The 26968-nt window shown below is 37.6% G+C and carries 26 protein-coding genes, 1 tRNA gene and 4 pseudogenes; 18 read left to right on the top strand and 13 right to left on the bottom strand.

The window, feature by feature from the left end:
• Positions 1 to 100: 100 nt before the first annotated feature.
• The gene (locus NYE49_RS06465; RefSeq protein WP_047182445.1) at positions 101 to 649 is read right to left on the bottom strand and encodes a GNAT family protein; all 549 of its coding nucleotides are present in this window, start codon (positions 647 to 649) and stop codon (positions 101 to 103) included.
• A gap of 69 nt (positions 650 to 718) precedes the next feature.
• Positions 719 to 1909, bottom strand: coding sequence for a DUF819 family protein (locus NYE49_RS06470; RefSeq protein WP_047182446.1), 1191 nt, complete (start codon positions 1907 to 1909; stop codon positions 719 to 721).
• A gap of 168 nt (positions 1910 to 2077) precedes the next feature.
• On the opposite strand from NYE49_RS06470, the gene NYE49_RS06475 reads away from it, so the two are divergent.
• The 4 genes and pseudogenes from NYE49_RS06475 (at position 2078) to NYE49_RS06490 (ending at position 4977) form a co-directional block, all read left to right on the top strand.
• Positions 2078 to 2150, top strand: a tRNA-Val gene (locus tag NYE49_RS06475).
• Positions 2151 to 2354: 204 nt separating this feature from the next.
• Positions 2355 to 3310: pseudogene (locus NYE49_RS06480) on the top strand (phage tail tape measure protein); the annotation flags it as partial.
• A 112-nt stretch (positions 3311 to 3422) separates the two neighbouring features.
• On the top strand, positions 3423 to 4046 hold the full coding sequence (locus NYE49_RS06485; protein ID WP_047182448.1) for a hypothetical protein: 624 nt from the start codon (positions 3423 to 3425) through the stop codon (positions 4044 to 4046).
• A 25-nt stretch (positions 4047 to 4071) separates the two neighbouring features.
• On the top strand, positions 4072 to 4977 hold the full coding sequence (locus NYE49_RS06490) for a hypothetical protein (RefSeq protein ID WP_047182449.1): 906 nt from the start codon (positions 4072 to 4074) through the stop codon (positions 4975 to 4977).
• 45 nt (positions 4978 to 5022) lie between these two features.
• Here NYE49_RS06490 and NYE49_RS06495 read toward each other — a convergent pair whose 3' ends face one another.
• The 3 genes and pseudogenes from NYE49_RS06495 to NYE49_RS06505 form a co-directional block, all read right to left on the bottom strand.
• Entirely contained in the window at positions 5023 to 5250 is a 228-nt protein-coding gene (locus NYE49_RS06495) for a hypothetical protein (RefSeq protein ID WP_047182450.1), read from the bottom strand.
• Positions 5251 to 5456: 206 nt separating this feature from the next.
• Positions 5457 to 5609, bottom strand: a complete 153-nt coding sequence (locus NYE49_RS06500) for a PhrK family phosphatase-inhibitory pheromone (protein WP_014479495.1) — start codon at positions 5607 to 5609, stop codon at positions 5457 to 5459.
• Positions 5606 to 6721 (bottom strand): annotated as a pseudogene (locus tag NYE49_RS06505) (Rap family tetratricopeptide repeat protein). The gene NYE49_RS06500 and the pseudogene NYE49_RS06505 overlap by 4 nt, the downstream one beginning before the upstream one ends.
• A gap of 348 nt (positions 6722 to 7069) precedes the next feature.
• Between NYE49_RS06505 and NYE49_RS06510 the strand changes: the two are divergent.
• Together NYE49_RS06510 and NYE49_RS06515 are read left to right on the top strand one after the other, a co-directional pair.
• A complete protein-coding gene (locus tag NYE49_RS06510) occupies positions 7070 to 8833 on the top strand; it encodes a T7SS effector LXG polymorphic toxin (RefSeq protein WP_047182451.1) in 1764 nt (587 codons plus the stop codon).
• A 15-nt stretch (positions 8834 to 8848) separates the two neighbouring features.
• Positions 8849 to 9316 (top strand): SMI1/KNR4 family protein, encoded by a 468-nt coding sequence (locus tag NYE49_RS06515; RefSeq protein WP_047182452.1) that lies wholly within the window; start codon positions 8849 to 8851, stop codon positions 9314 to 9316.
• 161 nt (positions 9317 to 9477) lie between these two features.
• On the opposite strand, the gene NYE49_RS06520 is transcribed toward NYE49_RS06515, so the two are convergent.
• Complete coding sequence (locus NYE49_RS06520) at positions 9478 to 9606, bottom strand: hypothetical protein (RefSeq protein WP_284675383.1); 129 nt, start codon at positions 9604 to 9606, stop codon at positions 9478 to 9480.
• 1101 nt (positions 9607 to 10707) lie between these two features.
• Between NYE49_RS06520 and NYE49_RS06525 the strand changes: the two genes are divergently transcribed.
• Together NYE49_RS06525 and NYE49_RS06530 are read left to right on the top strand one after the other, a co-directional pair.
• Positions 10708 to 10974, top strand: coding sequence for a hypothetical protein (locus NYE49_RS06525; RefSeq protein ID WP_014114929.1), 267 nt, complete (start codon positions 10708 to 10710; stop codon positions 10972 to 10974).
• A gap of 50 nt (positions 10975 to 11024) precedes the next feature.
• Complete coding sequence (locus tag NYE49_RS06530) at positions 11025 to 11756, top strand: putative immunity/bacteriocin fusion bifunctional protein (RefSeq protein WP_047182453.1); 732 nt, start codon at positions 11025 to 11027, stop codon at positions 11754 to 11756.
• A gap of 346 nt (positions 11757 to 12102) precedes the next feature.
• Here NYE49_RS06530 and NYE49_RS06535 read toward each other — a convergent pair whose 3' ends face one another.
• On the bottom strand, positions 12103 to 12831 hold the full coding sequence (locus NYE49_RS06535; protein WP_047182454.1) for a hypothetical protein: 729 nt from the start codon (positions 12829 to 12831) through the stop codon (positions 12103 to 12105).
• A gap of 834 nt (positions 12832 to 13665) precedes the next feature.
• Between NYE49_RS06535 and NYE49_RS06540 the strand changes: the two genes are divergently transcribed.
• From NYE49_RS06540 to NYE49_RS06560, 5 genes and pseudogenes are all read left to right on the top strand, one after another.
• Positions 13666 to 14064, top strand: a complete 399-nt coding sequence (locus NYE49_RS06540; RefSeq protein WP_047182455.1) for a hypothetical protein — start codon at positions 13666 to 13668, stop codon at positions 14062 to 14064.
• Positions 14065 to 14202: 138 nt separating this feature from the next.
• Positions 14203 to 14378 (top strand): annotated as a pseudogene (locus tag NYE49_RS06545) (aspartate phosphatase); the annotation flags it as partial.
• Between the two features lie 41 nt (positions 14379 to 14419).
• A pseudogene (locus NYE49_RS06550) lies at positions 14420 to 14482 on the top strand (hypothetical protein); the annotation flags it as partial.
• Between the two features lie 173 nt (positions 14483 to 14655).
• A complete protein-coding gene (locus NYE49_RS06555; protein WP_080344188.1) occupies positions 14656 to 14973 on the top strand; it encodes a putative quinol monooxygenase in 318 nt (105 codons plus the stop codon).
• A gap of 239 nt (positions 14974 to 15212) precedes the next feature.
• Entirely contained in the window at positions 15213 to 15968 is a 756-nt protein-coding gene (locus tag NYE49_RS06560; protein WP_047182457.1) for an SDR family oxidoreductase, read from the top strand.
• Positions 15969 to 16127: 159 nt separating this feature from the next.
• On the opposite strand, the gene NYE49_RS06565 is transcribed toward NYE49_RS06560, so the two are convergent.
• Positions 16128 to 16475 carry an Ig-like domain-containing protein gene (locus NYE49_RS06565; RefSeq protein WP_003232839.1) on the bottom strand — a complete coding sequence of 116 codons (348 nt, stop codon included), beginning with the start codon at positions 16473 to 16475 and terminating at the stop codon, positions 16128 to 16130.
• A 561-nt stretch (positions 16476 to 17036) separates the two neighbouring features.
• Here NYE49_RS06565 and manR point away from each other — a divergent pair.
• The 4 genes from manR (at position 17037) to NYE49_RS06585 (ending at position 22698) form a co-directional block, all read left to right on the top strand.
• Positions 17037 to 18983, top strand: coding sequence for a mannose transport/utilization transcriptional regulator ManR (gene manR / locus NYE49_RS06570; RefSeq protein ID WP_047182458.1), 1947 nt, complete (start codon positions 17037 to 17039; stop codon positions 18981 to 18983).
• Between the two features lie 148 nt (positions 18984 to 19131).
• Positions 19132 to 21084 carry a PTS mannose transporter subunit IIABC gene (gene manP, locus NYE49_RS06575; protein ID WP_015383389.1) on the top strand — a complete coding sequence of 651 codons (1953 nt, stop codon included), beginning with the start codon at positions 19132 to 19134 and terminating at the stop codon, positions 21082 to 21084.
• Between the two features lie 14 nt (positions 21085 to 21098).
• Positions 21099 to 22046, top strand: a complete 948-nt coding sequence (manA, locus tag NYE49_RS06580) for a mannose-6-phosphate isomerase, class I (protein WP_015383390.1) — start codon at positions 21099 to 21101, stop codon at positions 22044 to 22046.
• Between the two features lie 169 nt (positions 22047 to 22215).
• A complete protein-coding gene (locus NYE49_RS06585; protein WP_080030658.1) occupies positions 22216 to 22698 on the top strand; it encodes a YjdF family protein in 483 nt (160 codons plus the stop codon).
• 45 nt (positions 22699 to 22743) lie between these two features.
• Here NYE49_RS06585 and NYE49_RS06590 read toward each other — a convergent pair whose 3' ends face one another.
• The gene (locus tag NYE49_RS06590) at positions 22744 to 23250 is read right to left on the bottom strand and encodes a GNAT family N-acetyltransferase (protein ID WP_047182460.1); all 507 of its coding nucleotides are present in this window, start codon (positions 23248 to 23250) and stop codon (positions 22744 to 22746) included.
• 221 nt (positions 23251 to 23471) lie between these two features.
• Positions 23472 to 23867, bottom strand: a complete 396-nt coding sequence (locus tag NYE49_RS06595; protein ID WP_009967031.1) for a hypothetical protein — start codon at positions 23865 to 23867, stop codon at positions 23472 to 23474.
• Positions 23868 to 24095: 228 nt separating this feature from the next.
• On the opposite strand from NYE49_RS06595, the gene ybaK reads away from it, so the two are divergent.
• On the top strand, positions 24096 to 24575 hold the full coding sequence (gene ybaK / locus NYE49_RS06600; RefSeq protein WP_015483105.1) for a Cys-tRNA(Pro) deacylase: 480 nt from the start codon (positions 24096 to 24098) through the stop codon (positions 24573 to 24575).
• Positions 24576 to 24615: 40 nt separating this feature from the next.
• Here ybaK and NYE49_RS06605 read toward each other — a convergent pair whose 3' ends face one another.
• From NYE49_RS06605 to cyoE, 3 genes are all read right to left on the bottom strand, one after another.
• Positions 24616 to 24810 (bottom strand): DUF4177 domain-containing protein, encoded by a 195-nt coding sequence (locus tag NYE49_RS06605; protein WP_003232825.1) that lies wholly within the window; start codon positions 24808 to 24810, stop codon positions 24616 to 24618.
• A gap of 165 nt (positions 24811 to 24975) precedes the next feature.
• Positions 24976 to 25305: a YjdJ family protein gene (locus tag NYE49_RS06610; protein ID WP_003232822.1), complete on the bottom strand. Its 330-nt coding sequence runs from the start codon at positions 25303 to 25305 to the stop codon at positions 24976 to 24978.
• A 619-nt stretch (positions 25306 to 25924) separates the two neighbouring features.
• Positions 25925 to 26926, bottom strand: a complete 1002-nt coding sequence (gene cyoE, locus NYE49_RS06615; protein WP_174616633.1) for a heme o synthase — start codon at positions 26924 to 26926, stop codon at positions 25925 to 25927.
• Between the last annotated feature and the right edge of the window lie 42 nt (positions 26927 to 26968).

A 26968-nucleotide genomic window follows, 5' to 3' on the forward strand; every position in this document is an offset into this window, starting at 1 on the left:
CGGAGCGAATGTTATAATTCGTGAGCACTAACGCGCAGGACTGACAACGAATGCGAGGGTTTGTCGACACGCTGAGAAGCCGGGGATGACCCGGCTTCTTTTAGTATTGTTCGTCATCAGGATTCAGAATCGCGAGGACTTGATGATCCTCCCAAACGCCGTTAATTTTCACATTTTTTCGGGCGATGCCTTCTTTGTGAAATCCCGCTTTTTCTAATACACGCATGGACCCGAGATTGCGGGGCATCACACCGGCTTCAATCCGATGCAGTTTCAATTCGTGGAACGCAAAATCAACAACCAATCTGACTGCCTCTGTCATAATGCCCTTTCCATTATGGGCTTTGTCTAAAAAATACCCAATGAAAGCAGTTTGCAGCGCGCCACGGATGATTTGAAAGAGCGAAACCGTCCCGATTAATCTATCGTCTGACGCTGTAAAGATGCCAAAATGATATTCTTCATCTTTCTCAAGTCTTTCCTGATACTCGGTTATTCGTTTTCTTTGCCCCTCAACCGTATAGTAATCGTCTGCGCGTATCATAGAAAACTGTTCGAAAAAATCCCGATTTTCGCTTTGCAGCCGCAAATTTTCTTCGGCGTCCTTTACTTCTAAAGGTCTAACATAAATGGTTTTTCCTTTTAACATACAGTGATCTCTCCATTCTCATGTCAGCATTCCTCTTGTATTATTCTCAGGGATATGCAAACATCCTTTTTATAAGAAGGAAGAAAACCAATTTCCCATAAAAGTGCCAACATAGTTGCCGATTAAGTAGCCGAGCGTACCGACAAGCATGATCGGGGCGACAAGCTCCCGCCATCCCTTGGCAATTGCCATCGCAGCCGCAGTCGTCGGTCCCCCGACAGTAGCGTTGACGGCGAGCAGAATTTCTTCAAGCCGCACGCGGAACAATTTTCCGGCAGCTAAGGAAACTGCTAAATTGCTGATCGCAATGATAAACACGAATAATAGAATAAGAGGCGCATTCGTGACGATTAAGCGGAGATCTGCAGGAATGCCGATCACCACAAAAAACAAATAAATCAAAAAGGTTCCAAGCTCCTGAGATCCATTGAGCCTTTCAAAAAAACGCGGGAAAAGAAAAATGATAAGAACAGTTAAAGACGTAAGCACCAGGTACTGATCGCCAAGCGTACCGGTCAGCAGGGGATGAGAAAAAATGCTTTTAAAATAACCGGAAACCTTCATACTCACCGCTACAAGCGCGAAAGCGGCACCGGCATTAAAAGCGATATCCTTTAAGGAAATATCCTTCCGTTTCCAATAGCTTTCAGCACTGTTTCCGCTGTTTCCATCGGCTTTTACTTTCTCTTCAAACGGCATGGCATAATGCCGCTGAAACCATTTGAGTGCAGGAATGCTGATTAAAATAAAAAACAAAAGCGCCATCATAAAATTATCAGCCACAACGGTAGCCGACACATATTCACCAGGCGTCTCAAATTTTGCCGCCATCGCCGCAAAGTTGATCCCGCCGCCGATATAAGAGGCGCTGATCATCCCACCGATTTTATCTAAGTAAGGAATATGCTGTTTGAGTAGAAAAAAAGCCAGGATACTGCCAAGCACTGTTCCAACGGAGCTAATCAGAAAAATAAACAGCAAACGCCTGCTTTCCTTAAAAATTTGCCTAACATTGATCTGAAACAATAAAAGTGGTATCGCCAGTGGTACCACATAAGACCACACAGTGTCATACACAGGCGACTCAACAGGAAGCACTCCTACATTTGTAAACACCATAGCACCTGCCAGGGCGATAATAGCACCCGACACAGCGGACGCCCACTTAAAGCGCTGCTCCAGCCCGATGCTCACTGCCGCCCACACCGCAATAAACCCCCATAATATCCAAACATCATCGGAAGAAATCAAAGAATGCAAAACCCCATCACCCCTATTGTTAGAAAATTAAGACATATTATAATGGCCGGGGAACAGAACAGCAAGTCCAAAAAAAGTTTTTCTGAAAAAGCAGTTGACGAATAGAAGGTAAGGTTATATAATAGAACTTGTCAGAAAGACAACAACATACCCAGCCATACATATCATGATTCCGTAGCTCAGCTGGGAGAGCGCTACCTTGACAGGGTAGAGGTCGCTGGTTCGAGCCCAGTCGGAATCATAGCTTAAACCCTTGCGTAGCAAGGGTTTTTTATTTTGCTTTAATAAAGCCGGTTTATTAAATTCGCGAGTTGTTGGCAAACTTGATTTTTGGCTTCGAATTCATTAACCTGTATAGCATCTAAATTGTTGGGAAATTCAGCTGTCTTATCAGCTAATTTTATTGTTGCATGGCCATATCTATCGAATGTAGTTTGATTACTGGAAAGCGACACAAGATAAGATTGATGAAATCGACAAAGAAGATGACGAAGCTAAGTATCGAAAGAATTAAAAGAGAAGAATCAAGCCATCCAGGAAACTAAAGATAAAATTAATAAGCTTTCAATGGATGATTCTGATGAAGCCAAAGCTCAAGTCAAAGACCTGGAGAAACAGCTTCAAGAACAACAGGAAGCATTAGATGAATTCATTAAAGACCGCAGCAATACAAAACGGAAAGAAGCTCTACAAGATCAGCTTGAAAAAGATCAGGACGCCATAAATGATAAGTACGACAATTTAACGAATGACGAAAGAGCATTTAAGAAGATTGAAGACAAACTCATGAATGGAAAGATAACTGATATCAGCAAGCAATTGAACGAGTTTTCAAAGTTTATTAACAGCAATATGGAGTCTATCGGTAAGAGTATTTCAAACAACCTTATTGATAAGTTAAAAGAGGCTTCAAATGCACTCTCCGCAGTAGTTAAGGGGAACACAACCGGTAAAAAGGTATCGTCATTTGATACAGGCGGATACACAGGAACAGGCTTAGGTGCTGGCAAGCTTGCATTCCTGGATGACAAAGAACTGATCTTAAATAAGACAGATACTGACAACATGCTTCAAGCTGTAAAAGAAGTACGTAAGCTATCGAATAGTGATTTAGAAGCTGAGAAACAAGTTAAACCCGACCTAAGCAAGTACAAAGATATTCTCAGTTCTGTATCGTTTGCAGCTGGGAAATTAGGATTACCAAACCTAAATGCAAATGTAAAGACGAATGTTCCAAATTCCATAGTGAACAATAATACTGAAAACTCAACGGTTAATAATGATGTTAAACTCCAATTTACAATCACTGAAGCCAACAATGCAAAAGAAACTGCAAGCTTAGTTTATAAAGAGATCACAAATTGGCTGAAAAACAAAGGGTTGAATTTTAATATGGTATAACAGGGGCGTATTTCTCATTCGTATATTGAGTGGGAAGTACGTCTTTTTTTGTTTATTTTTGTCTGATAATACCCGATAATGGTAAATATAATAATTGTTAGGGGGATTTAATATGAGCACACAGGAAATGCTAATTTTGTTTAAATCAAAAAAAGAAAGAATGTTGAAATCACTTTCTGAAAAACGGATTGCTTTAACGAAAGAACTAGGGCTGTATACGCAAACTTGGTATGGAAACAAGATATTACAAATATTGAATGAAGATCCTAATAAAATCCTAGGTTTAGGCGAAGAAAAAGCTAAAGAATTAAAAATTAAAGTCAATAAACTTCAAAATAATGCTGTTGCAATTGTAGATGAATATTTAAGTGATGATTCAATTTGGTGGGAACATAAGCAAGATGATAAAACATATAATGACTACCAACTTCCAGAAAAAATCAACAATCAGTTTAAGTATGTTCTAGGTAAACTAGGTGAAGTCTTATCTGAGTATCAATTGATTCGGGTAACATCTGAATCTTCAACCTCAGGAATGTGGGTATATGATAAGAATAAAAAAATAAAATATGCTTATAATGCATTGTATACTTCAGTGGAAACTGAGAATTTAGATAACGCTATTAATGAATATGTGTCTACAATTACTGATTGTCAAAAGATTAACCAGGAGATTAAAAATATAGAAAAAGAGTTGAAAAAAGAGAATATCGTTGGTTGGTGGAATGAATTGTAAAGTCAACTTGAGAGGAGAAATTTAATTGAAATGTAGGAATTTGCAGGAAAAGAAATATGAATCATCAACATCTATAAATACTATTTTAAACTCATCATCTATTATGCCGACTTTAAAATTGGGCATAAGCCTTAATGAGGAGAAAGAGAAAATAAAACAGTCATTTAAGAGAATTATAGAGGAAGCAGAAAAATCAGAGGAAGATTTTAAACGGTTTAAGGAAGTAATACTTTTTTTGGGGTATCCCCCTTCTGACAATATGGATATCAGATTAATAAGAAAAATAGGCAAGGTATGTATTGAGGAGGGAGTAAATCATCTCAAAAAGATCATAGATGATTTAATGAAGGAGTTTTACTCACCTGAAAGAATTGATCACTTAATGAAGGAATGGGAAAGTTATAGTTTTCTAAAAGATAGATTGCCTTTATTAGGACAAGCGCTTAAAGCTCATAATTTAGGCATGTATTCTGTTGCCGTACCATCACTTCTTTCGCAAATGGAGGGTATTATTATTGATGGTTTTGACGTTAAGGGAGAGGTCCCAGGATATCTTTTTAAACGCTTAATTAGTTTGCTTTTTGATAATGAAAGTATCAGTGATAAAACGGATAAATCTAAGGCAGAAGAACTTGCAGAACTTCTTCGATTTGAAAAATTGATTTGTGATTATTATTTCAACTTTTTATTGGAACATTTTGAGCATGGGCAAGAGGAAGTTTCTAATGTAAGTAGGCATGCTATACTTCATGGAGGAGCAAGGCCTATAAGTTATAATCACGAACATATTTCTTTAAAAATGATAATAATGATGGATAATATTATTTACCAAGTGAGTTTGTTAAATACGGACAAAAAAGAAAAAGCTATACCAATATTAAAAAGGATTCAACAAATTACGAAAAAAAATAGGGAGAAAAAAAAAGCATGAAGCTCTATCCTAATGGGATAGAGCCATTTTTGGTTTAGAGTTTTCTTATTGATGTACTCGATAGCCACACTCGCAAATAAAGTGTACATGCTTATTCCCATTCCAATTACAGACATAATTAGTCGATTTTCTTTGACATGAAGGGCAAGGTACGCCAGGTTTAATATTAGGTTCGCCTTCATACTGTTCATAAATCTCTAATACATCATCAAACATTTTAAGAACTCTTTTTAATTCCTCATCAAGTTCTTTTGTATTTATTTCTTTGCTCATCTTTTTCACCTCGCACTTAATAGCCTAAGTTCTTATCTAATACAAAAAAGCCCATTATAGGGCTGTTCTTTAGAGATCTGCTTTTTTACGCTGACGGGGTCTGATAATAAGCTACAACTCCTATTAATGCTAACACGATAAATACGGCTAGGATGCTCCACAAGGTTATTTTAACGCCTTTTGTCATCTTATGCCCCTCACTTTTATTAAGTTCCAACCGGTCTCTCTGCGATTTGAATATCAGTTCCGACTGGTTTTTCACTAAATTGAATGTCTGACTGAGTAAACAAACTAGCACCAGCAGCTAACCCACTTAAGATAATAGCTGTAACAGACACACGAAGTATTAATCTTTTCATCCTATTCCCTCCAACTGCCTCATTTTCTTTTCGGCTAAAATAGCTAGCTTAGAAAATTCAAGAGCATCCTTATAACATTCTTTTTCCTCGCAGTACTGAGAGATAATCAAGGAAAGATCAAGAACACTGTCTAAGTCATTCTTTTCTTGAAGGAAATGAATGTAACTCCAACATTGCTCAATGGTTTCGTTTTGATTATCTTGAAGAAGTGCATAAATGATGTTTATTTTAGCCTCATACACTTTATTCTCTTTTTGAGTTAAATTTTCCTGTCCTTTTTTGTAATAATATACAGCTTTATCTTTTTGACTCATGAGGAATAACTCTTTGGTAGCCATGTAAAGAGAGTTAATGTAATAAACTGATTGTCTCCACTCTTTATTTCTTATGGCTTTTCTCAGAGCGTTGAGACAGTCTTGGGATCTGTTTGCTGCTGAGTATGTAATACTAAGATTGTGATGGATTTGAGCTTCGAAAAATTTATCATCAAGCTCTTTTGAAATTCTAATGGCTTGGAAGTAAGCTTCTTCAGCTTTATCGAATTGTCCTAGATCTGTATAGTTAGTTCCAACAACCATCAGTGCTGTTGCGTACTTCCTTTTGTAATTTTCATTCCCTTTATAAATGTTAAGTGCGTTGTTTATATAATTTAATGAAACAATACTCTGACGGAGCATCATGTACATTGAGGCCACTTTAGAATGAAATTCGGCAGCTTCAATTTCATCAGGAATAATGGATAGCTTTTTCTCAGTAATTTTAAATAAGCTTATGGCATTCTCGAAGTTTCGATTATAGGATTCGTATAACGCTTCAAACAAAAAGAAGTAGTACTCTATCATGTTATCTGTTTTTTGAATTTCTCTCGCATGTCTTTTGTTGAAGTAGGAATGCTTTGGGAAATCTGTTCCTTAAACTTGGTACATCATCATTTTATGTCTTTCTTCAAGTAGAGAAAAATACATCAATACTTCCTGGTCTTCTTCCATGTCATCAAATAAAAATTTGACTTCTTTAAAATATTTTTCAGCAGCCTCAACATTCTGCTGTTTTATGGCCATATACCATTCATTTAAGAAATTAGCAACGTATTCAGAAGCAAGTTTACTCATAATAAACCCCTCTTTCTGTCAAAATTCTAAATTATCAAACAAATGTTAACACAACTTTAACATTAAATGTAATATATAGAAAAAATTTTCGATATAGCGCAATTCTGCTTTCGTGATGACGCAATTCAACTCAAGGGATAATTTACCTAATTTTCAAGATACGAAAGAACAGATTGCCTAGGTCTTGTATATCGATTATAAGGAAATGTCCTTTTTTGGACAATGAATTGAGTGAAAATAACTATTTCTATCGGAGGATTTCTGGTATTTGTCCGATCTTAAAGCCGTTAACTCTCCTAAACTATGGTAAAATTTTGAGTGTTGAGTGTCAGAAAAAAGGAGAATGGTATGAAGGTATTTGAAGCAAAGTCATTACTTTCTGAAGCGGATAAACGTGCAAAAGAGTACAAGGAACTAAGGTCACAAATGGTTAAGCTAAGAAAAGCATTTAAAGACTTTGCTAATCTTGATGACAGCGAGTTTTCAGGCAAGGGTGCTGACAACATTAAAGCATTTTATCATGATCATGTCGGTGTTACTGATCAATGGATTGATTTAATTGACATGAAGATTGCTTTCCTTACAAGTATCTCTGGAGTTATAGAGGAAGCTAGCTTGTCAGATGCATACGTCGAGGAGTCTTTTTTAGAGCATGAACTTTCAAATGCTTATAAAAAATCAAAAGCTATTATGTCTGAACAGAAGAAAGCAATGAAGGATATTCTGAACGATATTGACGATATCCTGCCACTTGATCTGTTTTCAACAGAAAACTTTAAAGATGAACTTGCCAGTGCAGATAAGAAACGTGAAAAAACAATTGATAAAATTGGGGAAGTAGATGATGATTTAACAACTGAATATGCACTAACAGAGCCTAACGAACAATTCATTCAGCAAGATTTTAAAAAGCTGCAGGAATCTACAGGCAAAGGGAAGAACGCCACTCCGATTCACTATAACGCTAAAGCGTATAGAGAAAGTGACATACATAAGAAAAAAGGCGATATTGAAAAACGTACTGAAGCTTATTTGACGATTAAGAAAAAGGAAGAAAAAGAACGTGAAATCGAGAAACTGAAAGATAGACTAAAGAATTACGATTATGCAGATGCCGATGAATTCTATTCAATGGCCAAAACAATTGGGTATGAAAATCTGACAGCAGAACAACAAAGGTATTTTACACAGATTGAAAACACACGTGAGTTGATGGCTGGAGCCAAAGGCACTGTTACCGCCCTATATGATATGACAGCTGAAACATTAGACTATATGGCACATAATCATCCTGTCGACATGTTTATTAATTCTGCAGTTGCAGTTTATCACTATGATTCCACGTTTAATTCAATTAAAGATGCAATAATAACCTCCTATGTTAGAGACGTAAAGAACGGAGACGCAGAATCAACAGCTCATTGGATTACATGTGCAGCAGTAAACATCTTTGCTTTAAAAGGTGCTGGTTCAGTTGCTAAAATTGGAGTGAAAACAGCCGGAAAAGCAGCAGTTAAAAAAGTGTCTAAAAAACTGGATGAAACTCCTGATCCACTAACAGCAATTAAACCGTTTGTCATGCGAGAAGATGTTGTTGTAGCAGGCGGCATGCCTTATAATGTCATCAATGATGTGAGCGCAAAAGACAGATTGCTTCAGCTTGCTAAAAAATTAGATGAAAGCAGAAAGCCATTTACTGGTCAGAAAGTAAATGTCCCTTGGTTAAATAAAGAGAAGTATGGTGCCTATGAGGTTAAGGGCAAGGTGAAAGTAAAAGGAAATATCAAAGATGTAAGCAGAAGAGTTTATACAATGAAAGATATCGATATTAATCAAAAAGATCGTAAAGGTCGAACAAATCTTGAATTAATGAAAGACGGTAAGGCACCTCTAGCCAAAGACGGTACAAAAATCAACTTGCATCATTTAATCCAAGAAGAACCTGGAAATATGGTTGAAATTCCAAACAGTTTACACACAAAATATAGTGAGATCATACATAAACTTAAAACTGATGGAGAGAGTTTTAGAAATAATCCAGAATTGAAAGTTCAATATGAATATTTTAGAGCGAGATATTGGAAATGGAGAGCCACTCAATATACAGAGTAAGAGAGGTTGGGAAAAATGGAACTATACACGCAAGTGGAACAGTTTTTAAATGATAATGCCAAAGAAAGAAATTTCACAGGAGGAATTGGAGAAGACAAAATATCTAAAATAGAACAAGATCTTAAAGTGAATCTTCCAGAGAGCTATAAATGGTTTCTGCGGAACTATGGTTCTGGTGGAGTTTATGGAGTTGATATTCTAGGCTATGATTTTGGAGGCCCATCAGTTGTTGAATATACCAACGAGTATCAAGAACACTATAACTTGACCGAAGGTCTTGTTGTAATAGAGGATGTTGATTACTTTGCATATTGTTTAGATACCAATAAGATGAAAAATAAAGAATGTCCTGTATTTACGTGGGATAGAGTAATGGGTTACCAAGAAGTTGTTGCGGATAATTTCATTGAATTTTTCTTTGATAAGCTCCAAAGAATGAAAGAAAACTGGGAAGAAGATGAAGATGAAAACTGGGAAGATTAACTAGAACGAAATAACCCCCTCACAATAATGTGAAGGGGTGTTTTTTTTATTTATCTTCTTTACTGACCCAATATTTATAGTTATCTTCACTTGAGACATCGTATTCCATTCTTAAGACTCTAACATGAATATCTTCATCCTTAAGACCAAGGGTGAAACTGTCACCTAAACTCTTCGAATTCTTTCCCGTTAGTCTTTAGTTCATCTGCTGTACCTTTAAACAGCAGTTTTCCTTCTTGATCTTTTAAATCCTCTATATATCTAATCTCAACATTAGCGTTTGGTTTCACTAAGTTTCCTCCCGTTGTTTAGACATATATTAATTTTAGCACATGTCTAATGAAAAATGTGGAAGAACAGTCTGTTTATCACTTACTTAAACAAATCTCTCATAATCGGGCAACTTACTTACAGTACCTTATAGCTCCGTACAGTATAAACAGCTATTGCAATACTTTTGTTTAAGAGTCTGTGTCTTCAACCTCTATTATCTCTAATAATCGTTATTTCACAATCAAGAGCTTTGCATAGCTTTTCAAGAGTACCAAATTTAATACCTTCAGTTTCTTCGTAATAAAGCCTGGATATTCTATTTCAGTCTATGCTCCTGAATTAAGGTGTTGTCTTTAGTGATGCCTTTTTAAGGCGCTGTTAAGGAGCATACAAATTTGGGTGCGTACCCAAATATGAAAAGACTGCCGTGGAATGCGCTAACACACGTAAAACTTGAAAGGGTAGTGACTCAGCCGCTGCAATAAATGAGGATAGGATGCCTTCTGTGTTTCCCTATTTACACATGCATCTGAAAGGCGAAAGCTGCCATAAAGTGCTGACGAAGGATGGGTGTATCGTTTCTGACGATGCAGGACAAGCCATAAGTATACTAAACGCAAAATTGCGTTCAGTGGAACCTGTTAGGGACACTTGACACAGTAGGTTTGTTTGGGGAATAACCAACGGCAAATAGGGTGATACACACGGATACCACAAGTTAATATACAATCAAGTTTATCAGTCGCATGCCTGAGTTTGTTTATTTTTTACAAGCAAATTCAGGCAGACAACTTGCCTAGCCGTTGTCCACAGTCTCAACCAATCAAGCAAAAAATCAAAAGAAAAGTCAAGACAATTAATGGAGAAATTTGTGAGGTTCATAGTGAACCTGGCAAGGGATAACATACTACTGTAAACCTGTCAAACAGTACTAAAAGATAAAACATTACTTAAGCTATTATCAATTGTGAGAGTGGCGCAGAAGTAAGACCTATTAATATGTAGAATGTCTCAATCTTAAAATAGAAAATAAGTAACGAAGTTGTATAGAATTTAATTCGTAATATTCATTTTTTGGAAAAAGAGTTTGTGTTAACCTAATTAAAGAGGTGATGAAAATGGCAAAAAGAAAATTAACTATCGAACAAATGAAAAAGAATTTTACAACATGGGTTAGAAGTTTACCTCTAATTACGACAGGAATGTCAGTGGTGTTTGTTCTTGGACAACTGTTAATAGGTTATTTAAAAGGAAAGCCTGTATTTACCGTTGAATTTCTTATTTTCTCAATTGGATTTGTGATCTTTGGAATTGCTTTAGGTTTTACTTTAAAATACTTCTATTCAAAGATTGGAGATGTTTGGATAGATGATAGTAAGGATTAAAATACGTTTTTGCGTATTTTAAATATATTAATGGAAAGGAAGGAAAGTGTATGAAAAGGTTTGTGCTGATGTTTTTAATTGCTATAGTATCTATCATGCCAATAAATGCTTTAGCGATTGGAAATGGAAGTAATGCTAAAACAGAATGTACAACTTGTTCGAAAGAGAGAGACAGAGAACAAATCATCGAGGAAATTAAAGATGTTTACAATGTCGAAACTGAAGTACTTAGTGAGCAAGAGGTAAAAAATGTAGAGCAAATAGCTCTAGATAAGAAAGAAACGTTTAAAAAGTACATTGAAGAATACAAAAATGCCGGATACAAAAAGGTAGATTTAAAGGATAAGAGTCTTTTATTCAAAGGTGCTCAAATTGACAAAGAAGGTACAAAATCTGATTTAGAATTTGTTTATGGGGCTTATAAAAATGGAGAAGGCGACTCCATAATTTATACTTTGGGTTATAGCAAAGAGACTAAAGAGTTTTTTAACTTTAGCTTATTAGGAATACCTAAAGATTTTAGCGGCGATTCTGATGAACTTGATGTATTGATCCAAGATAATGATAACTCTTTTAAAATTTATGGAAAGAATTTAGATGGTCTTCAGGAGGGTGACTTCCACACAAATGGCTTTAGTGTTTGGGGAAAGAACTTTGCCTGTGGAGCGCTAGGTTTATTGGCTTGTATCAACTATTGTGGGGTTGTTGGTTTGATTAATGTTGGAGCTGGTGTAACTTGTGGAGTTGTTTGTGATTTAGCAATGGTTGCTGCATGTGCATAGAATATTAGCTTTGAGGGATGGACAAATTTTCTATTCTTTTTTGGTTTAATTTGCAAAATGACATAAAAGAAAGACTGAAACTTTCGGATAAAGATCACAGAACAATTATTAGATCCAAAAAAATTTTAGTCGGAAAAGGGAATTGCTGTTTGTTGTCGAATAATGTTTAAATCCTGTTAGTAAGTGCAAAAAGAGGTGATTATTATGGCAACAAAACAACTTATTCCCATGAATGAATCAGGCAAAAGACCAGTTGTCCAAGCCCCGAAGGTTCAAAAAGGTAATGAGACAAGATCAGGTAACAGACCTACTGTGTCTGCGCCAAGACCAAGAAGTTAACAAATTATTAAGTGATATGTTTGAATTCTAATTCATTAACTATCAATCCTGATTTGGTATCAAAGTAAGTTCTTTTAACAGGATATCTATAAGTATTATATGCTATTTTCCACTCATCAGGCTCTTGGAGGATTAAAGCTCGTTCCGCCTCAAAAGGGCGGGACATGTTTGAAACGGCTCCATACATTCTCTTGTCTGGATCACTTAAATAATAAATTTCTACGATAAGAGGAGGTTCACTTTTACTCTTATTATTTTCTTCATTATTACCACCTTCATAAGTATTTTCATCAGCTTTATCTCTACTTTCTTCATAATTAAGAAAGTATGTATCCCAGATTGAAGCATGAACATCCAAAGAGACAATTTTTCTAAATGACCTTATTTTATTAATAATGATCAAGAAGGTTGGGTATAAAAAAACTGACCAAAGAAGAGAGACACAAAAACTTGAGAAAAGTGTTATTACTGTATAAAAGGTGAGGAAAAGTAAGTCCCCAGAGTTAATTTTAATATCACTAACACTATTCATATGTATCCAAAAATGCCCCTTATCAGCTAATACATTCATAACTCCTACATTTATCAATGATACTGGTATCCATAATAATGCAGAGAGTCCAACAAGTTCCCCTGAACTATGTTTAACAGATGGATTAAGGCCAAACATTTGTATCCAGAAATACGCTAGTAATCCAGGTAAAGAGAATATGAGAATAGAAATTAGATTATCCATATTATTTTGTCCTTTCAGTTTTGTTAAATAAAATTATACCACTAGAAATGCTATAAATTTTTTGTGTTTGGCTTTTTTATAAAGAAATTAAAGGATGCAAAAATAATGTGTTCTAGTGTACAAATTGGGTCACCATGGAGTCACATCGGAGTCACAAAAACTTTAAAAACCACTTAGTAACAACAAATATCAATCAGGAAACTAAATCCTATGACCCCTTATGTGACAAGGGTTTAGGTGATTTTTTAGGATTGTTAAAGATTAGTCAGAATACGTGTCTCGTCCTTGACAGGGTAGAGGTCGCTGGTTCGAACCCAGTCGGAATCATACACGGCGGTTAGAGGCGTTATATCAATGTTTATAGCCGTTTTTTATTGCGTTGACTTTAGGCGTATTAGGAATGCATTGTAGCGGTGACCGTTACCATGTTTGAACGTTATTATTCTATTAAACCGGAATAGGAGGCGTTTTTTTATGGATGATGTTCGGAAAGGGAAACCGATTAAACGAATACGCAGAGGTAACGAGGCCTCAATATTTTGAAGAACAAAAGCAAATAACTGTTATGACTCTTACTCTATTTAACTATCAGGAGGGCTCTTTTACTTAATAGAAACGAGATGTGTGTAACTTTGGTGTGAATGTAATTCCATATGACCGTGGCGGTTGCCACCATACTTTACAAACGTGTAATCAGAATTGGCAATTGCATACTTAGCCGTTTTGTCAATGATTTTTTTAGAGGTGATTTTACCATTAAAAGGTAAATGATAGCACTTGCCCATTTAAACAATCTTTTGGCGGGTGTATATTGAATGAAGGGGAGGGATGTAATTGGTCAAGGTTATATTGTCATTTGTTTATTTACTTGGCTTTATTTTTTTAAGTAGATGGTCTTTTGATGGTTTTTTTCATCAGGATTATTTTTCGATTGTTGGTTTGTTGTGGTCTATTATTGTTACATTTTTCTTCGGCATTTACACTGGAAGCCCATTGCTTTTTAACAAGATCACACAATCGAAACGATTAACTGTTAAAAACAAAAAAGCATTTTACGTTTTAAGCGGAGCGGCAGTTATCTTTTTTGTCTTTTATTTCATCTTCTCTAAATCTCTCATAAATGAAATTGCGCCCTACACTGTCTTGAGTGGCTATATTCTGACTTGGGTATCTGGGATAACTCTAACTAAACTATTGAAGCCAGAAACAGATGGGAATGCGCAAAAAACATAAACGTAATAATATAGACCGCAAGCAAATTGCGGTTTTTTTTCGGTTAAACGTTAGAAAGATATATTAGTAGGTGTCCTGTGAATCCAGATTTACCATCGTCAGAAGTTGGTATTAAAATCAATGAATGTTATTAAGATGATTCGTGCAGTGGATCAACATGGAGTTAATCAAACCATAGAATACTTAGAAAAAAGTAACGATTCTTATGTTGAAGACATTGCCTTTGGGACTGCACCTGCTTATGTAAACTCAAAAGAATTTGAAACCTCTATCATCAAAAAATGGTTGAAACTCAAACACAAATTCAAAGGTGAGAATGCCTGTATAACTTTTAAATAGAGATTAAGCTTATCCGGGGCTTGTCATTAGTTTTAGTACGTGGTTTCGCTACAGACTTTACAGTGAAACAAACACCTAACACATTTCACATTGCTTCAGATTGCCTTCAAACTTGATAAAATAACTTTTAAACCTTCCTATAAAATGAAGGTTTTTTATTTGATTTCAATTTTTAAATCCTTTACATACAGCGATTGATTAACTCGAGCAATCAATGTCGCAGTTATATTTATTTTTCAAGAAAATGTTATAATGAAAAGCCATAAAATGATGGGAGGGGGATTTTCGATGCATTACATAACGGCATGTTTAAAAATCATCAGTGATAAAGACCTTAATGAGATAATGAAGGAATTCAAAAAACTTGAGGAAGAAACGAACAAAGAAGAGGGTTGTATTACATTCCATGCTTATCCGCTTGAGCCATCAGAACGTAAAATAATGCTTTGGGAGATTTGGGAAAACGAAGAAGCTGTGAAAACCCATTTCACGAAAAAACACACAATAGACGTTCAAAAACAAGAATTAACGGAAGTAGAATGGTTAATGAAAAGCAATGTGAATGATTGAAAGGCTCTTTAAAAAAAAGACATTCAATGACTTAGAATCAGCCACTTGTGATTAAGTAGTAAATTGTTGTCCAACTCTTATTTTTTTCTATTTAATATTTTTTGAGACGAAAATGTTTTTTTTGAGCTGATTTTGAAATGTATTCAAAGTCAGCTCTGTTTGATTTCATGGATTATATTCTTTGGAGAACTTGTTACCATAATAATGGAGATACTCCGTATAAATTGGAGGTTAAAATAATGAGTCATTCTCAAGAAAAAATTGCACTAATTACAGGAGCAAGCAGTCAAGGGGATATTGGTACGGCTATTTGTCGTAAGTTAGCCTCACAAGGTATACATATCTTCTTTACTCACTGGAATTCTGATGCGGCCTGGATAGAAGAATTTCAACAAGAAATTTTACGTATGGGTGTGCGCTGTGAGGCAATGAAAATTGATTTATCAGATGCACATGCTGCATTCACAATACATGAAAAAATTTCAGATAAATTAGGATATCCTTCCATCCTTATTAATAATGCAGCTCATTCCGCAAGTGATAATTATGTATCGTTAGATGCTAAATCACTTGATGATCATTATGCGGTTAATATGAGATCGAATTTTCTTCTTTGTGTTGAATTCGCCCGTCGGTTTAAAAAATCTAATTTACTATCAGGAAGAATCATCAATATGACATCAGGGCAGGATTTAGGTCCTTTGCCTGGGGAGTTAGCGTATGCAGCTACTAAAGGAGCTATTTCTGCCTTTACTAGGTCGTTATCACAAGAACTTGCACCATTGGGCATCACTGTTAACGCTGTAAACCCAGGTCCAACAGATTCTACATGGATGACAGATGAAATAAGAAATTTTCTTTCACCTAAATTTCCAATGGGGCGTATTGGCACACCAGATGATGCGGCACGAATTATTGCTTTTCTTGCAAGTGATGAGGCTGAATGGATAACTGGACAAATTATTCATTCAGAAGGTGGATTTATTCGGGGTTAAGCTACTGAAACACAATATACACCAATGTATGATGTATTCCCAAAACTAAATCTAAACTTGAAGCGCAATTGAATTAAAATAAGGTCCCTTCTCTTTTTAGAGGGGGACCTTATTTTATTCATGCGTGTTTTACATCCAGAAAATCTGGCGGATAAGAGATTAATAAACCGTTACATATACTTTTCCGAATACTGCAGTACCTTTAAACAAAGTAATCGTGGCTTTCCCTTTTGATTTAGCCGTCACTAAACCATTTTGATCGACTTCAGCAACTTTTTGGTTATCAGTCCAATAACGAGTAGCTGAATTATTTTTAACAGAATAGGTTTCTCCAACTTTTAGAGGTAAATTATAGTCTTGAATCTTGATAACATGTGTAGGTGAAATAGAAATGTTCTTTACTTCAGTAGGTGTGGAGTTTATTTCATGAGCTGAAGCTACCCCGCTGACCGACAGAGCTAACGCAGAAATCGATAAAGCAGAAACAACAGTTTTTTTGAAATTCATTTTGAAACACTCCTTTAAAGTTTTTTGTCTTGCACTATAACAATTCAATAAAAGTAATTATTTTCCTTGTAAATAAATGTTAATAATATGTGAACGATCAATTGATTTGAGCTAAGACTATTGTGTGCTCTGCACAGAGTTTGTATTTATGATTGAAAATTGCTGAGAGAGAATGGCCATCCTTAAAATGTTAATAGCACACATTTGATGGTTATTAGTTTGTTGAGCGTGTGGAAATTTTGTTACCTGCACTTTATCCCCGAAGATACCAAATCACTTTTCTTCATCATGTTCTTATTTTCGTACTCATACATTAGAAAATCCTCGTTCTAAATAGGTGAAGAATTGGAGTATTTTTATGAATTTCTGCTGAATAACGATAAAAAATACATTACATAGCAAACTCAAAGAATATAAAAATCGCTTTTTTCCGGAAGCTTCGGTAAAAAACGAAACTTTTGTCTCTATGATTTTATTTTATAATGTAAACGGTTTCTTATATAGTATACTTATACTATCAATTTGCTCAAGTAGATACTGACAGGAAGGATAGAAAAACAGATGGAATACATAAATACAAGACAAAAAGAGATTTTGTATCTGTTGTTATCTGAACCTGATGACTATTTAGTTGTGCAAGATTTCGCAGATAGGGTACAGTGTTCTGAAAAAACAATCCGGAATGATTTGAAAGTGATCGAGGATTATCTCAATGAGCATTCTCATGCACAGCTTATTCGAAAACCAGGGTTGGGCGTTTATTTACATATAGAAGAACAGGAAAGGACCTGGCTAAGCCAACAATTACATACTGAACATTTTTCTTCTAGGCAGCGGAGCGATGAAGAAAGAATGCTGCACATTGCTTATGACTTATTAATGAATCCGAAGCCTGTTTCCGCAAAAGACATTGCTGCTCGGCATTTTGTCAATCGATCTTCCATAAAAAAGGATTTATACGCAGTAGAAGAGTGGCTGAAGCGTTTTGATCTCACACTGGTTTCTAGGCAGCGGCTTGGATTAAAGGTTGAAGGGAACGAAAGAAATAAAAGAAAGGCATTGGCAAGAATATCTGATTTGATTCACAATACAGAGTTTACCAGCCAATTTATTAAAAGTAAGTTTTTACATTATGAAGTAGACTTTGTGACGAAAGAAATCAAATCACTACAAAAAAAGCATGCCCTCTATTTCACAGACGAAACGTTTGAAAGCTTGCTGCTGCATACATTGTTAATGGTCCGCCGCATCAAAATGAAGCAGCCGATTTCATTGTCCCCAAAAGAAATGGCGGCAGTAAGAAAGAGGAAAGAATATCAATGGACATTTGCTTGTTTACAGCGGCTTGAACCGGTTTTTGCAATCCGCTTCCCTGAAGAAGAAGCCGTGTACTTAACATTACATATATTGGGCGGTAAAGTTCGTTATCCATTGCAGACAGAAGAGAACCTTGAAAATGCTGTGCTTCCTAAGGTTGTAGGGCATTTAATCAATCGTGTTTCAGAGCTGAAAATGATGGATTTTCATAAGGATCAGGATTTGATCAATGGTTTGAACATTCATCTCAATACTGTGCTACAACGGCTGAGCTACGATCTTTCTGTAGCAAATCCTATGCTCAATGACATCAAAAAGATGTACCCTTATTTGTTCCACCTCATCATTGATGTTTTGGAAGATATCAATCAAACATTTGATCTTCATATTCCTGAGGAAGAGGCAGCATATTTGACATTGCATTTTCAGGCAGCGATCGAACGGATGCAGTGCAACAGCGAGACACATAAAAAGGCGATTATCGTCTGCCACATGGGGATTGGGATGTCACAATTGCTGCGGACAAAAATTGAACGGAAATGTCATCAAATCGCTGTAATGGCCTGTATTGCAAAGGCCGATTTAAAGGATTATATCAAAAAGCATGAGGATATTGATCTTGTCATATCCACCATTGCGCTGGAGAATATAACGGTTCCCCATATTGTTGTGTCTCCGCTTTTAGAGCCTGGCGAAGAGAAGAAATTAAGTGCGTTTATACGTCATCTGGGCGAATCGCACCGCCAAAAACAAAAAACGTTTCAGATGCTGAACAATACGACTCCTTTTTTGGTTTTTTTGCAGCAGGAGGCGGAGCATCGCTACAAGTTAATCGAACAGCTGGCGACAGCTTTGTGTGAGAAAGGCTATGTTGATAAGGACTATGCGGTTCATGCGGTGATGAGGGAAAAAATGTCGGCGACAAATATTGGGTCAGGCATTGCCATTCCTCATGCAAACGCTAAATTTATTAAACAATCAGCAATCGCGATTGCCACATTAAAGGAGCCGCTTGAATGGGGAAATGAAAAAGTTTCGCTCGTTTTTATGCTGGCTGTCAAACACGAGGATCAAACCATGACAAAGCAGCTGTTTAGCGAGCTTTCATATCTTAGCGAGCAGCCGGCCTTCGTCCAGAAGCTGACGAAAGAAGCCAATGTCATGACATTTTTATCTCATTTGGATTATTAAAAGCAGGGATTATTCCTTGCTTTTTTTGTTATAGGGAAAAATGCCTTTATTACCGGAAGCCTATGGTAAAAAAAGCGATTTTAATGAGTTGATTTCGGTATACAGTTGAGACAAGATCTTATTATTCACACTTTAAAGGAGGTTTCCTATGAAACTGTTAGCGATTACATCTTGTCCGAATGGAATCGCCCATACGTATATGGCAGCGGAAAATCTGCAAAAAGCTGCTGACAGACTGGGCGTTAGCATCAAAGTTGAGACCCAGGGGGGAATTGGTGTCGAAAATAAGCTAACCGAAGAGGAAATTCGCGAAGCGGATGCAATCATTATTGCTGCAGACCGCTCGGTAAACAAAGACCGGTTTATAGGCAAAAAACTGCTGTCTGTGGGGGTACAGGACGGCATCCGCAAACCGGAAGAATTGATTCAAAAAGCTCTTAACGGGGATATACCGGTTTATCGTTCCGCTTTAAAATCGGAATCCGTCAATCATCAGGAGAAGAAACAAAATCCAATTTACCGTCATTTAATGAACGGCGTTTCATTTATGGTTCCTTTCATTGTTGTCGGCGGATTATTGATAGCGGTTGCATTAACGCTTGGAGGGGAGAAAACACCTAAAGGCTTAGTTATTCCGGATGATTCCTTCTGGAAAACGATTGAACAGATCGGCAGTGCTTCATTTTCATTTATGATTCCGATTTTAGCCGGCTATATCGCCTATAGCATCGCTGATAAACCGGGGCTTGTGCCAGGGATGATCGGCGGATATATTGCGGCGACTGGAAGTTTTTATGACAGCGCAAGCGGCGCCGGATTTCTCGGGGGGATTATTGCCGGGTTTTTGGCCGGATACGCTGCACTCGGGATCAAAAAATTAAAAGTTCCAAAAGCCATCCAGCCGATTATGCCGATTATTATTATTCCGGTGTTTGCATCACTGATTGTAGGTTTAGCGTTTGTGTTTTTGATCGGCGCGCCTGTAGCTCAAATTTTCGCCTCTTTAACAGTTTGGCTGGCGGGGATGAAAGGGTCGAGCTCGATCCTTCTGGCATTGATTTTAGGGGCAATGATCTCATTTGATATGGGCGGTCCCGTAAATAAGGTGGCGTTTCTGTTTGGATCGGCAATGATTGGAGAAGGAAATTATGAAATTATGGGACCAATTGCTGTCGCCATTTGCATCCCGCCGATTGGTCTTGGCATTGCGACGTTTTTAGGAAAAAGAAAATTCGAGGCATCTCAAAGAGAAATGGGGAAAGCAGCATTTACGATGGGACTCTTCGGCATTACTGAAGGAGCGATTCCATTTGCGGCGCAGGATCCTCTTCGAGTCATTCCAAGTATTATGGCAGGTTCTATGACAGGTTCTGTGATAGCCATGATTGGCAATGTGGGAGACAGAGTGGCGCACGGCGGACCTATCGTTGCAGTGCTTGGCGCAGTTGATCATGTCTTGATGTTTTTTATTGCTGTGATTGCAGGATCTCTTGTCACTGCTCTGTTCGTCAATGTACTAAAAAAGGATATTACGGCGTCTCCTGTGCTCAGTGAAACTGCACCGCCCTCCGCGCCAAGTGAAGCTGCGGCAGCAAATGAAATAAAGCAGCCAAATCAAAGCCAAAAAGCTGAGATGTCGGAAATCAAAAAACTGACAGATATTATCAGCCCGGAATTAATTGAACCAAATTTATCGGGGGAAACGAGGGATGACATCATAGATGAATTGATTCAGAAATTGTCCCGAAGAGGTGCGCTGCTTTCAGAGAGCGGGTTTAAACAAGCCATTTTGAATCGTGAACAACAGGGAACAACGGCGATCGGCATGAATATCGCAATTCCGCACGGAAAGTCTGAGGCGGTCAGGGAGCCGAGTGTTGCCTTTGGGATCAAACGATCAGGCGTTGATTGGAATAGCCTGGATGAATCAGAAGCTAAATTAATCTTTATGATTGCTGTACCGAAAGAGAGCGGGGGAAACCAGCATCTCAAAATACTGCAGATGCTATCTCGAAAGCTAATGGATGACAATTATAGGAAGCGGCTGCTTTCCGTGCAAACAACAGAAGAAGCCTACAAGCTGCTGGAAGAAATCGAATAAAGCGGGGGATTTTCATGACGACTGAACCGTTATTTTTCAAGCCTGTTTTCAAAGAAAGAATTTGGGGCGGGACCGCTTTAGCTGATTTTGGCTATACCATTCCGTCACAACGAACAGGAGAGTGCTGGGCTTTTGCCGCGCATCAAAATGGTCAAAGCGTTGTTCAAAACGGAATGTATAAGGGGTTCACGCTCAGCGAATTATGGGAACATCACAGACATTTATTCGGACAGCTTGAAGGGGACCGTTTCCCTCTGCTTACAAAAATATTAGATGCTGACCAGGACTTATCTGTTCAGGTGCATCCGAATGATGAATATGCCAACATACATGAAAACGGTGAGCTTGGAAAAACAGAATGCTGGTACATTATTGACTGCCAAAAAGATGCCGAGATTATTTATGGCCACAATGCAACAACAAAGGAAGAACTAACTACCATGATAGAGCGTGGAGAATGGGATGAGCTCTTGCGCCGTGTAAAGGTAAAGCCGGGGGATTTTTTCTATGTGCCAAGCGGTACTGTTCATGCGATTGGAAAAGGTATTCTTGCTTTAGAGACGCAGCAGAACTCAGACACAACCTACAGATTATATGATTATGACCGAAAAGATGCAGAAGGCAAGCTGCGCGAGCTTCATCTGAAAAAGAGCATCGAAGTGATAGAGGTCCCATCTATTCCAGAGCGGCAAACGGTTCACCATGAACAAATTGAGGATTTGCTTACAACGACATTAGTTGAATGCGCTTACTTTTCGGTGGGGAAATGGAACTTATCAGGATCAGCAAGCTTAAAGCAGCAAAAACCATTCCTTCTTATCAGTGTGATTGAAGGGGAGGGCCGTATGATCTCTGGTGAGTATGTCTATCCTTTCAAAAAAGGAGATCATATGTTGCTGCCTCACGGTCTTGGAGAATTTAAACTCGAAGGATATGCAGAATGTATCGTCTCCCATCTGTAACATAGCAGGGCTTGAGAAATAAATTTGCGAGTGAACACTCCTATTCTCCAGCAATGATCTAAATAAAATAAGAGTTTAATAGTTGGAGAAGAAATGTTACACTCTTTTCTGTATATGGTAAAGAATGAAAAAACACGATTCGGTTGGTAGTCCGGATGCATGATTGAGAATGTCAGTAACCTTCCCCTCCTCGGGATGTCCATCATTCTTTAATATCTTTTATGAGGAGGGAATCGTTATGAAATTAACGATTTACTACGATGGTCAGTTTTGGGTAGGCGTTGTTGAAGTTGTGAACAATGGAAAGCTAAGAGCCTTTCGTCATCTTTTTGGCAAAGAGCCGAGGGATTCTGAAGTATTAGAGTTTGTTCATAACCAACTTTTGAATATGATGGCCCAAGCTGAGCAGGAAGGAGTGAGTTTACAAGGCAGACGTCAAAAAAAGATCAATCCAAAAAGATTGCAGCGCCAGGTTTCAAAAGAGTTGAAAAACGCCGGAGTAGCTTCTAAAGCTCAAGAGGCGATAAAGCTAGAGCTTGAAGCAAGAAAGCAAAAGAAAAAACAAATAATGAAAGAACAACGAGAACATGTAAAAGAGCAAAGGTATATGCTCAAAAAGCAAAAAGCGAAAAAGAAGCACAGAGGTAAATAATCCAAACAAAAGCAGGCGCAGTGCCTGCTTTTGTAATTAAGAACTCTACTTTGTAACATATATCCAATGTTTATAATCCGCTGATTTATGATCCAATATAAACCCTAACTTCTCCAAGGTTTTTTGTGAGCCTAGATTATCATGTTCGCATCTTGCGGTGATCCGGTTTACTGTTTCTTGGCTTAATGCCCAGTTTATTAGTTTTTGGGCGGCTTCCACACAATAACCTTTGCGGCGATGACTTTTATTTGTTGCAAAACCGATTTCAATCATGCCATTTTCGTCTGGTTCACCTAAAAATCCAGTTCCCCCAACAATTTCATGACTGTCCTTCTTTACAATAATCCATGAATCAAATCCTTTTGTTCCATTGTTTTTGACTAAAATCTCGCGGAAATAAGGTATCGCTTCAAAAAAATCAGAATTTGGCCATTCACCATTTGTTTCATAACCTAAGTTTTTGATAGCCTGATGATCTTGTTTAGACGCGGCGTCAAGAAGGGGAATATCAATCGTTTTTAATCGTAATCGATTCGTTTCAAGGAGAACCATATATCTAATCCTCTTTTCTTTTTTACTGGGAATAATGATAACATATAACAATTTCCTCTGATACCTTGGCAGTAGAGAAAGATGAAGAAATTGAGGGGAATTGAAAGATGACAGGTAAGAGTTTGCCCAGACCAAAAACGGGTAGGAAAATGCCGATGTTAATGTGTCCCTACCCGTTTTTTTTCTGTTCCTGAATGCAGGGTTTCTGATAACATGTTGTGCTACCTTTTCGCAATCAAATAAAGCGATATGGCTCTTTGGGTTTGCACAGGATTATGAATGATAATGACCCATTGGTTTCTTCGTCTTGGAAAGCTTGCTACCGCATACAATGGAGCAGTATCGCGCGGAGTGAACCCGCCATTTATCACGTTGATATCTCTTCCTTCAAGATGACAAACTAAGTATTCACCTGGATTGATGACCTGTTGGTTCGTCCATGCGTAAGAATAAAAGCCGTCTCCAAGATCTTCGGTGGAAGATGGGGGGACAAAGCCATCTACAGTCAATGTGATTTCTCTTCTTCGCTGTCTTTCTGAAAAGTCTGGACTTCTTTGAGGGTTATGAGTATGTGAAAAGTAAGGAATTAACGCAGGGCCATAAAAGTAATGATACAAAGCAACCACTCCTTTATTTTCCATTCATACAAATTGTATGTGGGAGTTATTTGTTCATTCCTGTTTTGTTCCATGTAGACTAATAATGGGCTATAGGCGTCCAAGGTAATCAATTTGTCCTTTCGTTGATTCAATGCTAGTAACCTTGAAAATGCAGGTTAGGATGATAGAATTTACATATTACTGCAAGAAGTTAGACATACATCATTTTGATAGTGGGTGAAAACGATGGCGAAAAAAATAGCAAAAACAAATGCGGTTCGTCTGATAGAACAGCAGAACATCTCTTATGAGTTATTAGGGTATAAAACAGACGGCCAGCCTGTAGATGGCATCTCTGTTGCGGAAAAAATCGGTTATCCTTTGAAATTTGTATATAAAACGTTGGTGGCAGCAGCAGGAACAAATCATTATTATGTCTTTGTTGTACCCGTTGCAGAAGAGTTAGATGTAAAAAAGGCAGCAAAGGTGACAGGGGAAAAGAAAATAGAAATGATTGCAATGAAGGAGCTATTAGCGGTAACTGGCTATCTTCGCGGCGGCTGCTCGCCAATTGGCATGAAAAAATTGTTCCCGACCTATATTGATGCATCTGCAGAAACGCTTGATTTTATCATTGTCAGTGCAGGGAAAATCGGTATGCAGCTAAAGTTGGCGCCACAAGATTTAGCCAAATCATGTGATGCCGCATTTGCAGAAATTGTATAGATGCAGATATAGGGGAAACGAAAAAGCTTAGTCATATCGATTAAGCTTTTTCTGCATCTCTTTCAAATATGATTTCAAAATAAGCAGCTGCCCCATACCCATCTATACTGGGAGCGAAAATCTGAACAAATCTCCAGCCTCTTTTTGCATAATCATGGATGATTTGCTGGTAGTCTTCTTTAGGTCTTCTTCTCATCGTACTCAGCTCAACTCTTACGAATTCATATTCTTTCATCGTTTAATCCCTCCTAATAAGGTATACGTAAAATGGAGCAAGAAGTTCCGAAAACCTAGGTTAAGAGCCGAAAGTATATTTCCCTCACTAAAACAAATACATTTATGCCAGCTGCCTGTATGCATCTGGAAAGAGTTAAGGGGCTATAAAACGAATGTCACCGGGTCAGCAGTCCAAATGAATCTCTTGCTTATTGCATTTGACTGAGTATATAAGTAAAAAAAGAGCGGCCAGAACATATAAGAAGGAGATGATCATTAACGCACTCATAACAGGGTAATGTTTAGCGGAGTAGATGAAAAAATCAAGCTGTGAAATTTGTTTGGGGCTGCTGACGGCATCAATTCCATTTAGCAGTTTTGAGAGTTTAGCAGTATAGTTCCAATCAAATCGATCTGAAACAAGCTCGCTTCCTTGATACCAATTAACAGCAGCTAAAAACAGAAATACCATAATAGAAAATCCAAGCTGAACAACTAAAAATATTCCCTTCACTTTTGTATGACCTCCAGATCTATGAATATGGGAAAATCAAACAATATATTATCACCGTATGGGTTATTCTTGCAATTTCACTTTCATGCAACTCAAACGCAAGTCTATTTTTTTGTTTGTTTTTGGCTTATAATACCTGATGATGGAAAAAGAATGCGGGTTTATAGATTAGAGAAACAAATGTATTTCTTAGCATTTTTTATTTGTGGAGAGAGTATAGAAGCATTCGATTAGATCTGCTTTTTCACAGAAACGGTTTTCATCTGTTTGCCTGAGCTTTACAATTGGCTGGCAAAAAAACAATGATTTCTTTCAATCAAAACATGCAACGATGCGACACATTTTATATCTTTATGACTTATCTCATTGCCTTTAAGTCATCCTATCGAGAAAGCGATGGTATTTTATGAATAAAGAAACCCTAAAAAACATACTCATGATTTTTTCAATATGCGCAACCCTTCGAGAAACTGATGGTATGCGCATAGCTGATAGCTGGATTTTGAGTGAGATTATACGATTTTTGATTTGCATGGCTGTGTTTTTTGCCGTGACATTTCTATTAGATGCTGTTTTTTCAAATAAAAAAGAGTCACATTAATGTGTGGCTCTTTTTGCATCATCTGATCAGAAACATCATAAATGAATCGATCATCATGATGAAGAACAGCAAGCAAAAATAAATAAGCGAGTAGACAAACATATCCTTTGCCCACTTCACGTCATCGTCTGTTTTGAATCCTTTGATGCTTTTTTTGATCCATATGCCTCCGAGAACCAAGGCGGCTAAGAAATAAAATGGGCTTATATGGCCGGTGCCGAGAGAGAAAGGAAATAATAGCGTGACCGGCACCAGGACGGCAATATATTGCATCATTTTTATTTTTGTTACATGGTTGCCTTTGACTACTGGCAAGAGCGGAACGCCAGCGGCACGATATTCCTCTTTGCGTCTTATCCCAATCGCCCAAAAATGCGGCGGCTGCCACAGAAACATAATCGTGTACAACAGCACTGCTGTCATACTGAGGTCACCGGTTACGGCACAATACCCCATCAATGGCGGCGCAGCACCTGGAAAGCTCCCGACAAATGTGCTCCACACAGACGTTCGTTTCACCCATACCGTATAGATGATCGCATAAAAAATAAAGGCGGCCAGTCCGAGAAAGGCCGTTAATGGATTGAGGGAATAAAGCATGGCAAGACCTGCGATTCCTAAAACAGAGCCATATGTTAAGATCATGGCTGGCGGCATTTTCCCTGTGACCGAGGCCCTGCTGCGAGTGCGTGCCATTTTTGCGTCCATATGCCGATCAAAATAGTTGTTATAGACAGTGCCGGAAGCCATCACAAACGCGGTTCCCAACATTGCTGTCACCATTGTCATCAAAAAAGCCATTCCGGTTAACGTTTTTTCTGCGCTTGCAAACGCGATCCAAAATCCGCCGAAGGCTGCTATCGAGTTTGATATGATAATGCCGGGTTTTGCAAGTTTGATAAAATCGTAAATGGTTACCCGGTTCGAAGCTTTTATGTATTTTGTTTCAGATATGGCTGCAGAATCTCTTGTATTCTCCAAAAATAGACGCCTCCCCCTAAAACTGCATGCTTTTGTTATCGTAACAAGAGGGGGACGGAATCACAATTATTTCCTATATTT

The organism is Bacillus sp. FSL L8-0358, assembly GCF_038593095.1.
GTDB lineage: Bacteria > Bacillota > Bacilli > Bacillales > Bacillaceae > Bacillus > Bacillus subtilis.

What these genes read in the sequence shown, in the direction of transcription:
- NYE49_RS06465 (WP_047182445.1), bottom strand. Translation starts at nt 649, where the DNA reads ATGTTAAAAGGAAAAACCATTTATGTTAGACCTTTAGAAGTAAAGGAC.
- NYE49_RS06485 (WP_047182448.1), top strand. Translation starts at nt 3,423, where the DNA reads ATGAGCACACAGGAAATGCTAATTTTGTTTAAATCAAAAAAAGAAAGA.
- NYE49_RS06495 (WP_047182450.1), bottom strand. Translation starts at nt 5,250, where the DNA reads ATGAGCAAAGAAATAAATACAAAAGAACTTGATGAGGAATTAAAAAGA.
- NYE49_RS06500 (WP_014479495.1), bottom strand. Translation starts at nt 5,609, where the DNA reads ATGAAAAGATTAATACTTCGTGTGTCTGTTACAGCTATTATCTTAAGT.
- NYE49_RS06510 (WP_047182451.1), top strand. Translation starts at nt 7,070, where the DNA reads ATGAAGGTATTTGAAGCAAAGTCATTACTTTCTGAAGCGGATAAACGT.
- NYE49_RS06515 (WP_047182452.1), top strand. Translation starts at nt 8,849, where the DNA reads ATGGAACTATACACGCAAGTGGAACAGTTTTTAAATGATAATGCCAAA.
- NYE49_RS06525 (WP_014114929.1), top strand. Translation starts at nt 10,708, where the DNA reads ATGGCAAAAAGAAAATTAACTATCGAACAAATGAAAAAGAATTTTACA.
- NYE49_RS06530 (WP_047182453.1), top strand. Translation starts at nt 11,025, where the DNA reads ATGAAAAGGTTTGTGCTGATGTTTTTAATTGCTATAGTATCTATCATG.
- NYE49_RS06535 (WP_047182454.1), bottom strand. Translation starts at nt 12,831, where the DNA reads ATGGATAATCTAATTTCTATTCTCATATTCTCTTTACCTGGATTACTA.
- NYE49_RS06555 (WP_080344188.1), top strand. Translation starts at nt 14,656, where the DNA reads ATGAAAAGCCATAAAATGATGGGAGGGGGATTTTCGATGCATTACATA.
- NYE49_RS06560 (WP_047182457.1), top strand. Translation starts at nt 15,213, where the DNA reads ATGAGTCATTCTCAAGAAAAAATTGCACTAATTACAGGAGCAAGCAGT.
- NYE49_RS06565 (WP_003232839.1), bottom strand. Translation starts at nt 16,475, where the DNA reads ATGAATTTCAAAAAAACTGTTGTTTCTGCTTTATCGATTTCTGCGTTA.
- manR (WP_047182458.1), top strand. Translation starts at nt 17,037, where the DNA reads ATGGAATACATAAATACAAGACAAAAAGAGATTTTGTATCTGTTGTTA.
- manP (WP_015383389.1), top strand. Translation starts at nt 19,132, where the DNA reads ATGAAACTGTTAGCGATTACATCTTGTCCGAATGGAATCGCCCATACG.
- manA (WP_015383390.1), top strand. Translation starts at nt 21,099, where the DNA reads ATGACGACTGAACCGTTATTTTTCAAGCCTGTTTTCAAAGAAAGAATT.
- NYE49_RS06585 (WP_080030658.1), top strand. Translation starts at nt 22,216, where the DNA reads ATGTCAGTAACCTTCCCCTCCTCGGGATGTCCATCATTCTTTAATATC.
- NYE49_RS06590 (WP_047182460.1), bottom strand. Translation starts at nt 23,250, where the DNA reads ATGGTTCTCCTTGAAACGAATCGATTACGATTAAAAACGATTGATATT.
- ybaK (WP_015483105.1), top strand. Translation starts at nt 24,096, where the DNA reads ATGGCGAAAAAAATAGCAAAAACAAATGCGGTTCGTCTGATAGAACAG.
- NYE49_RS06605 (WP_003232825.1), bottom strand. Translation starts at nt 24,810, where the DNA reads ATGAAAGAATATGAATTCGTAAGAGTTGAGCTGAGTACGATGAGAAGA.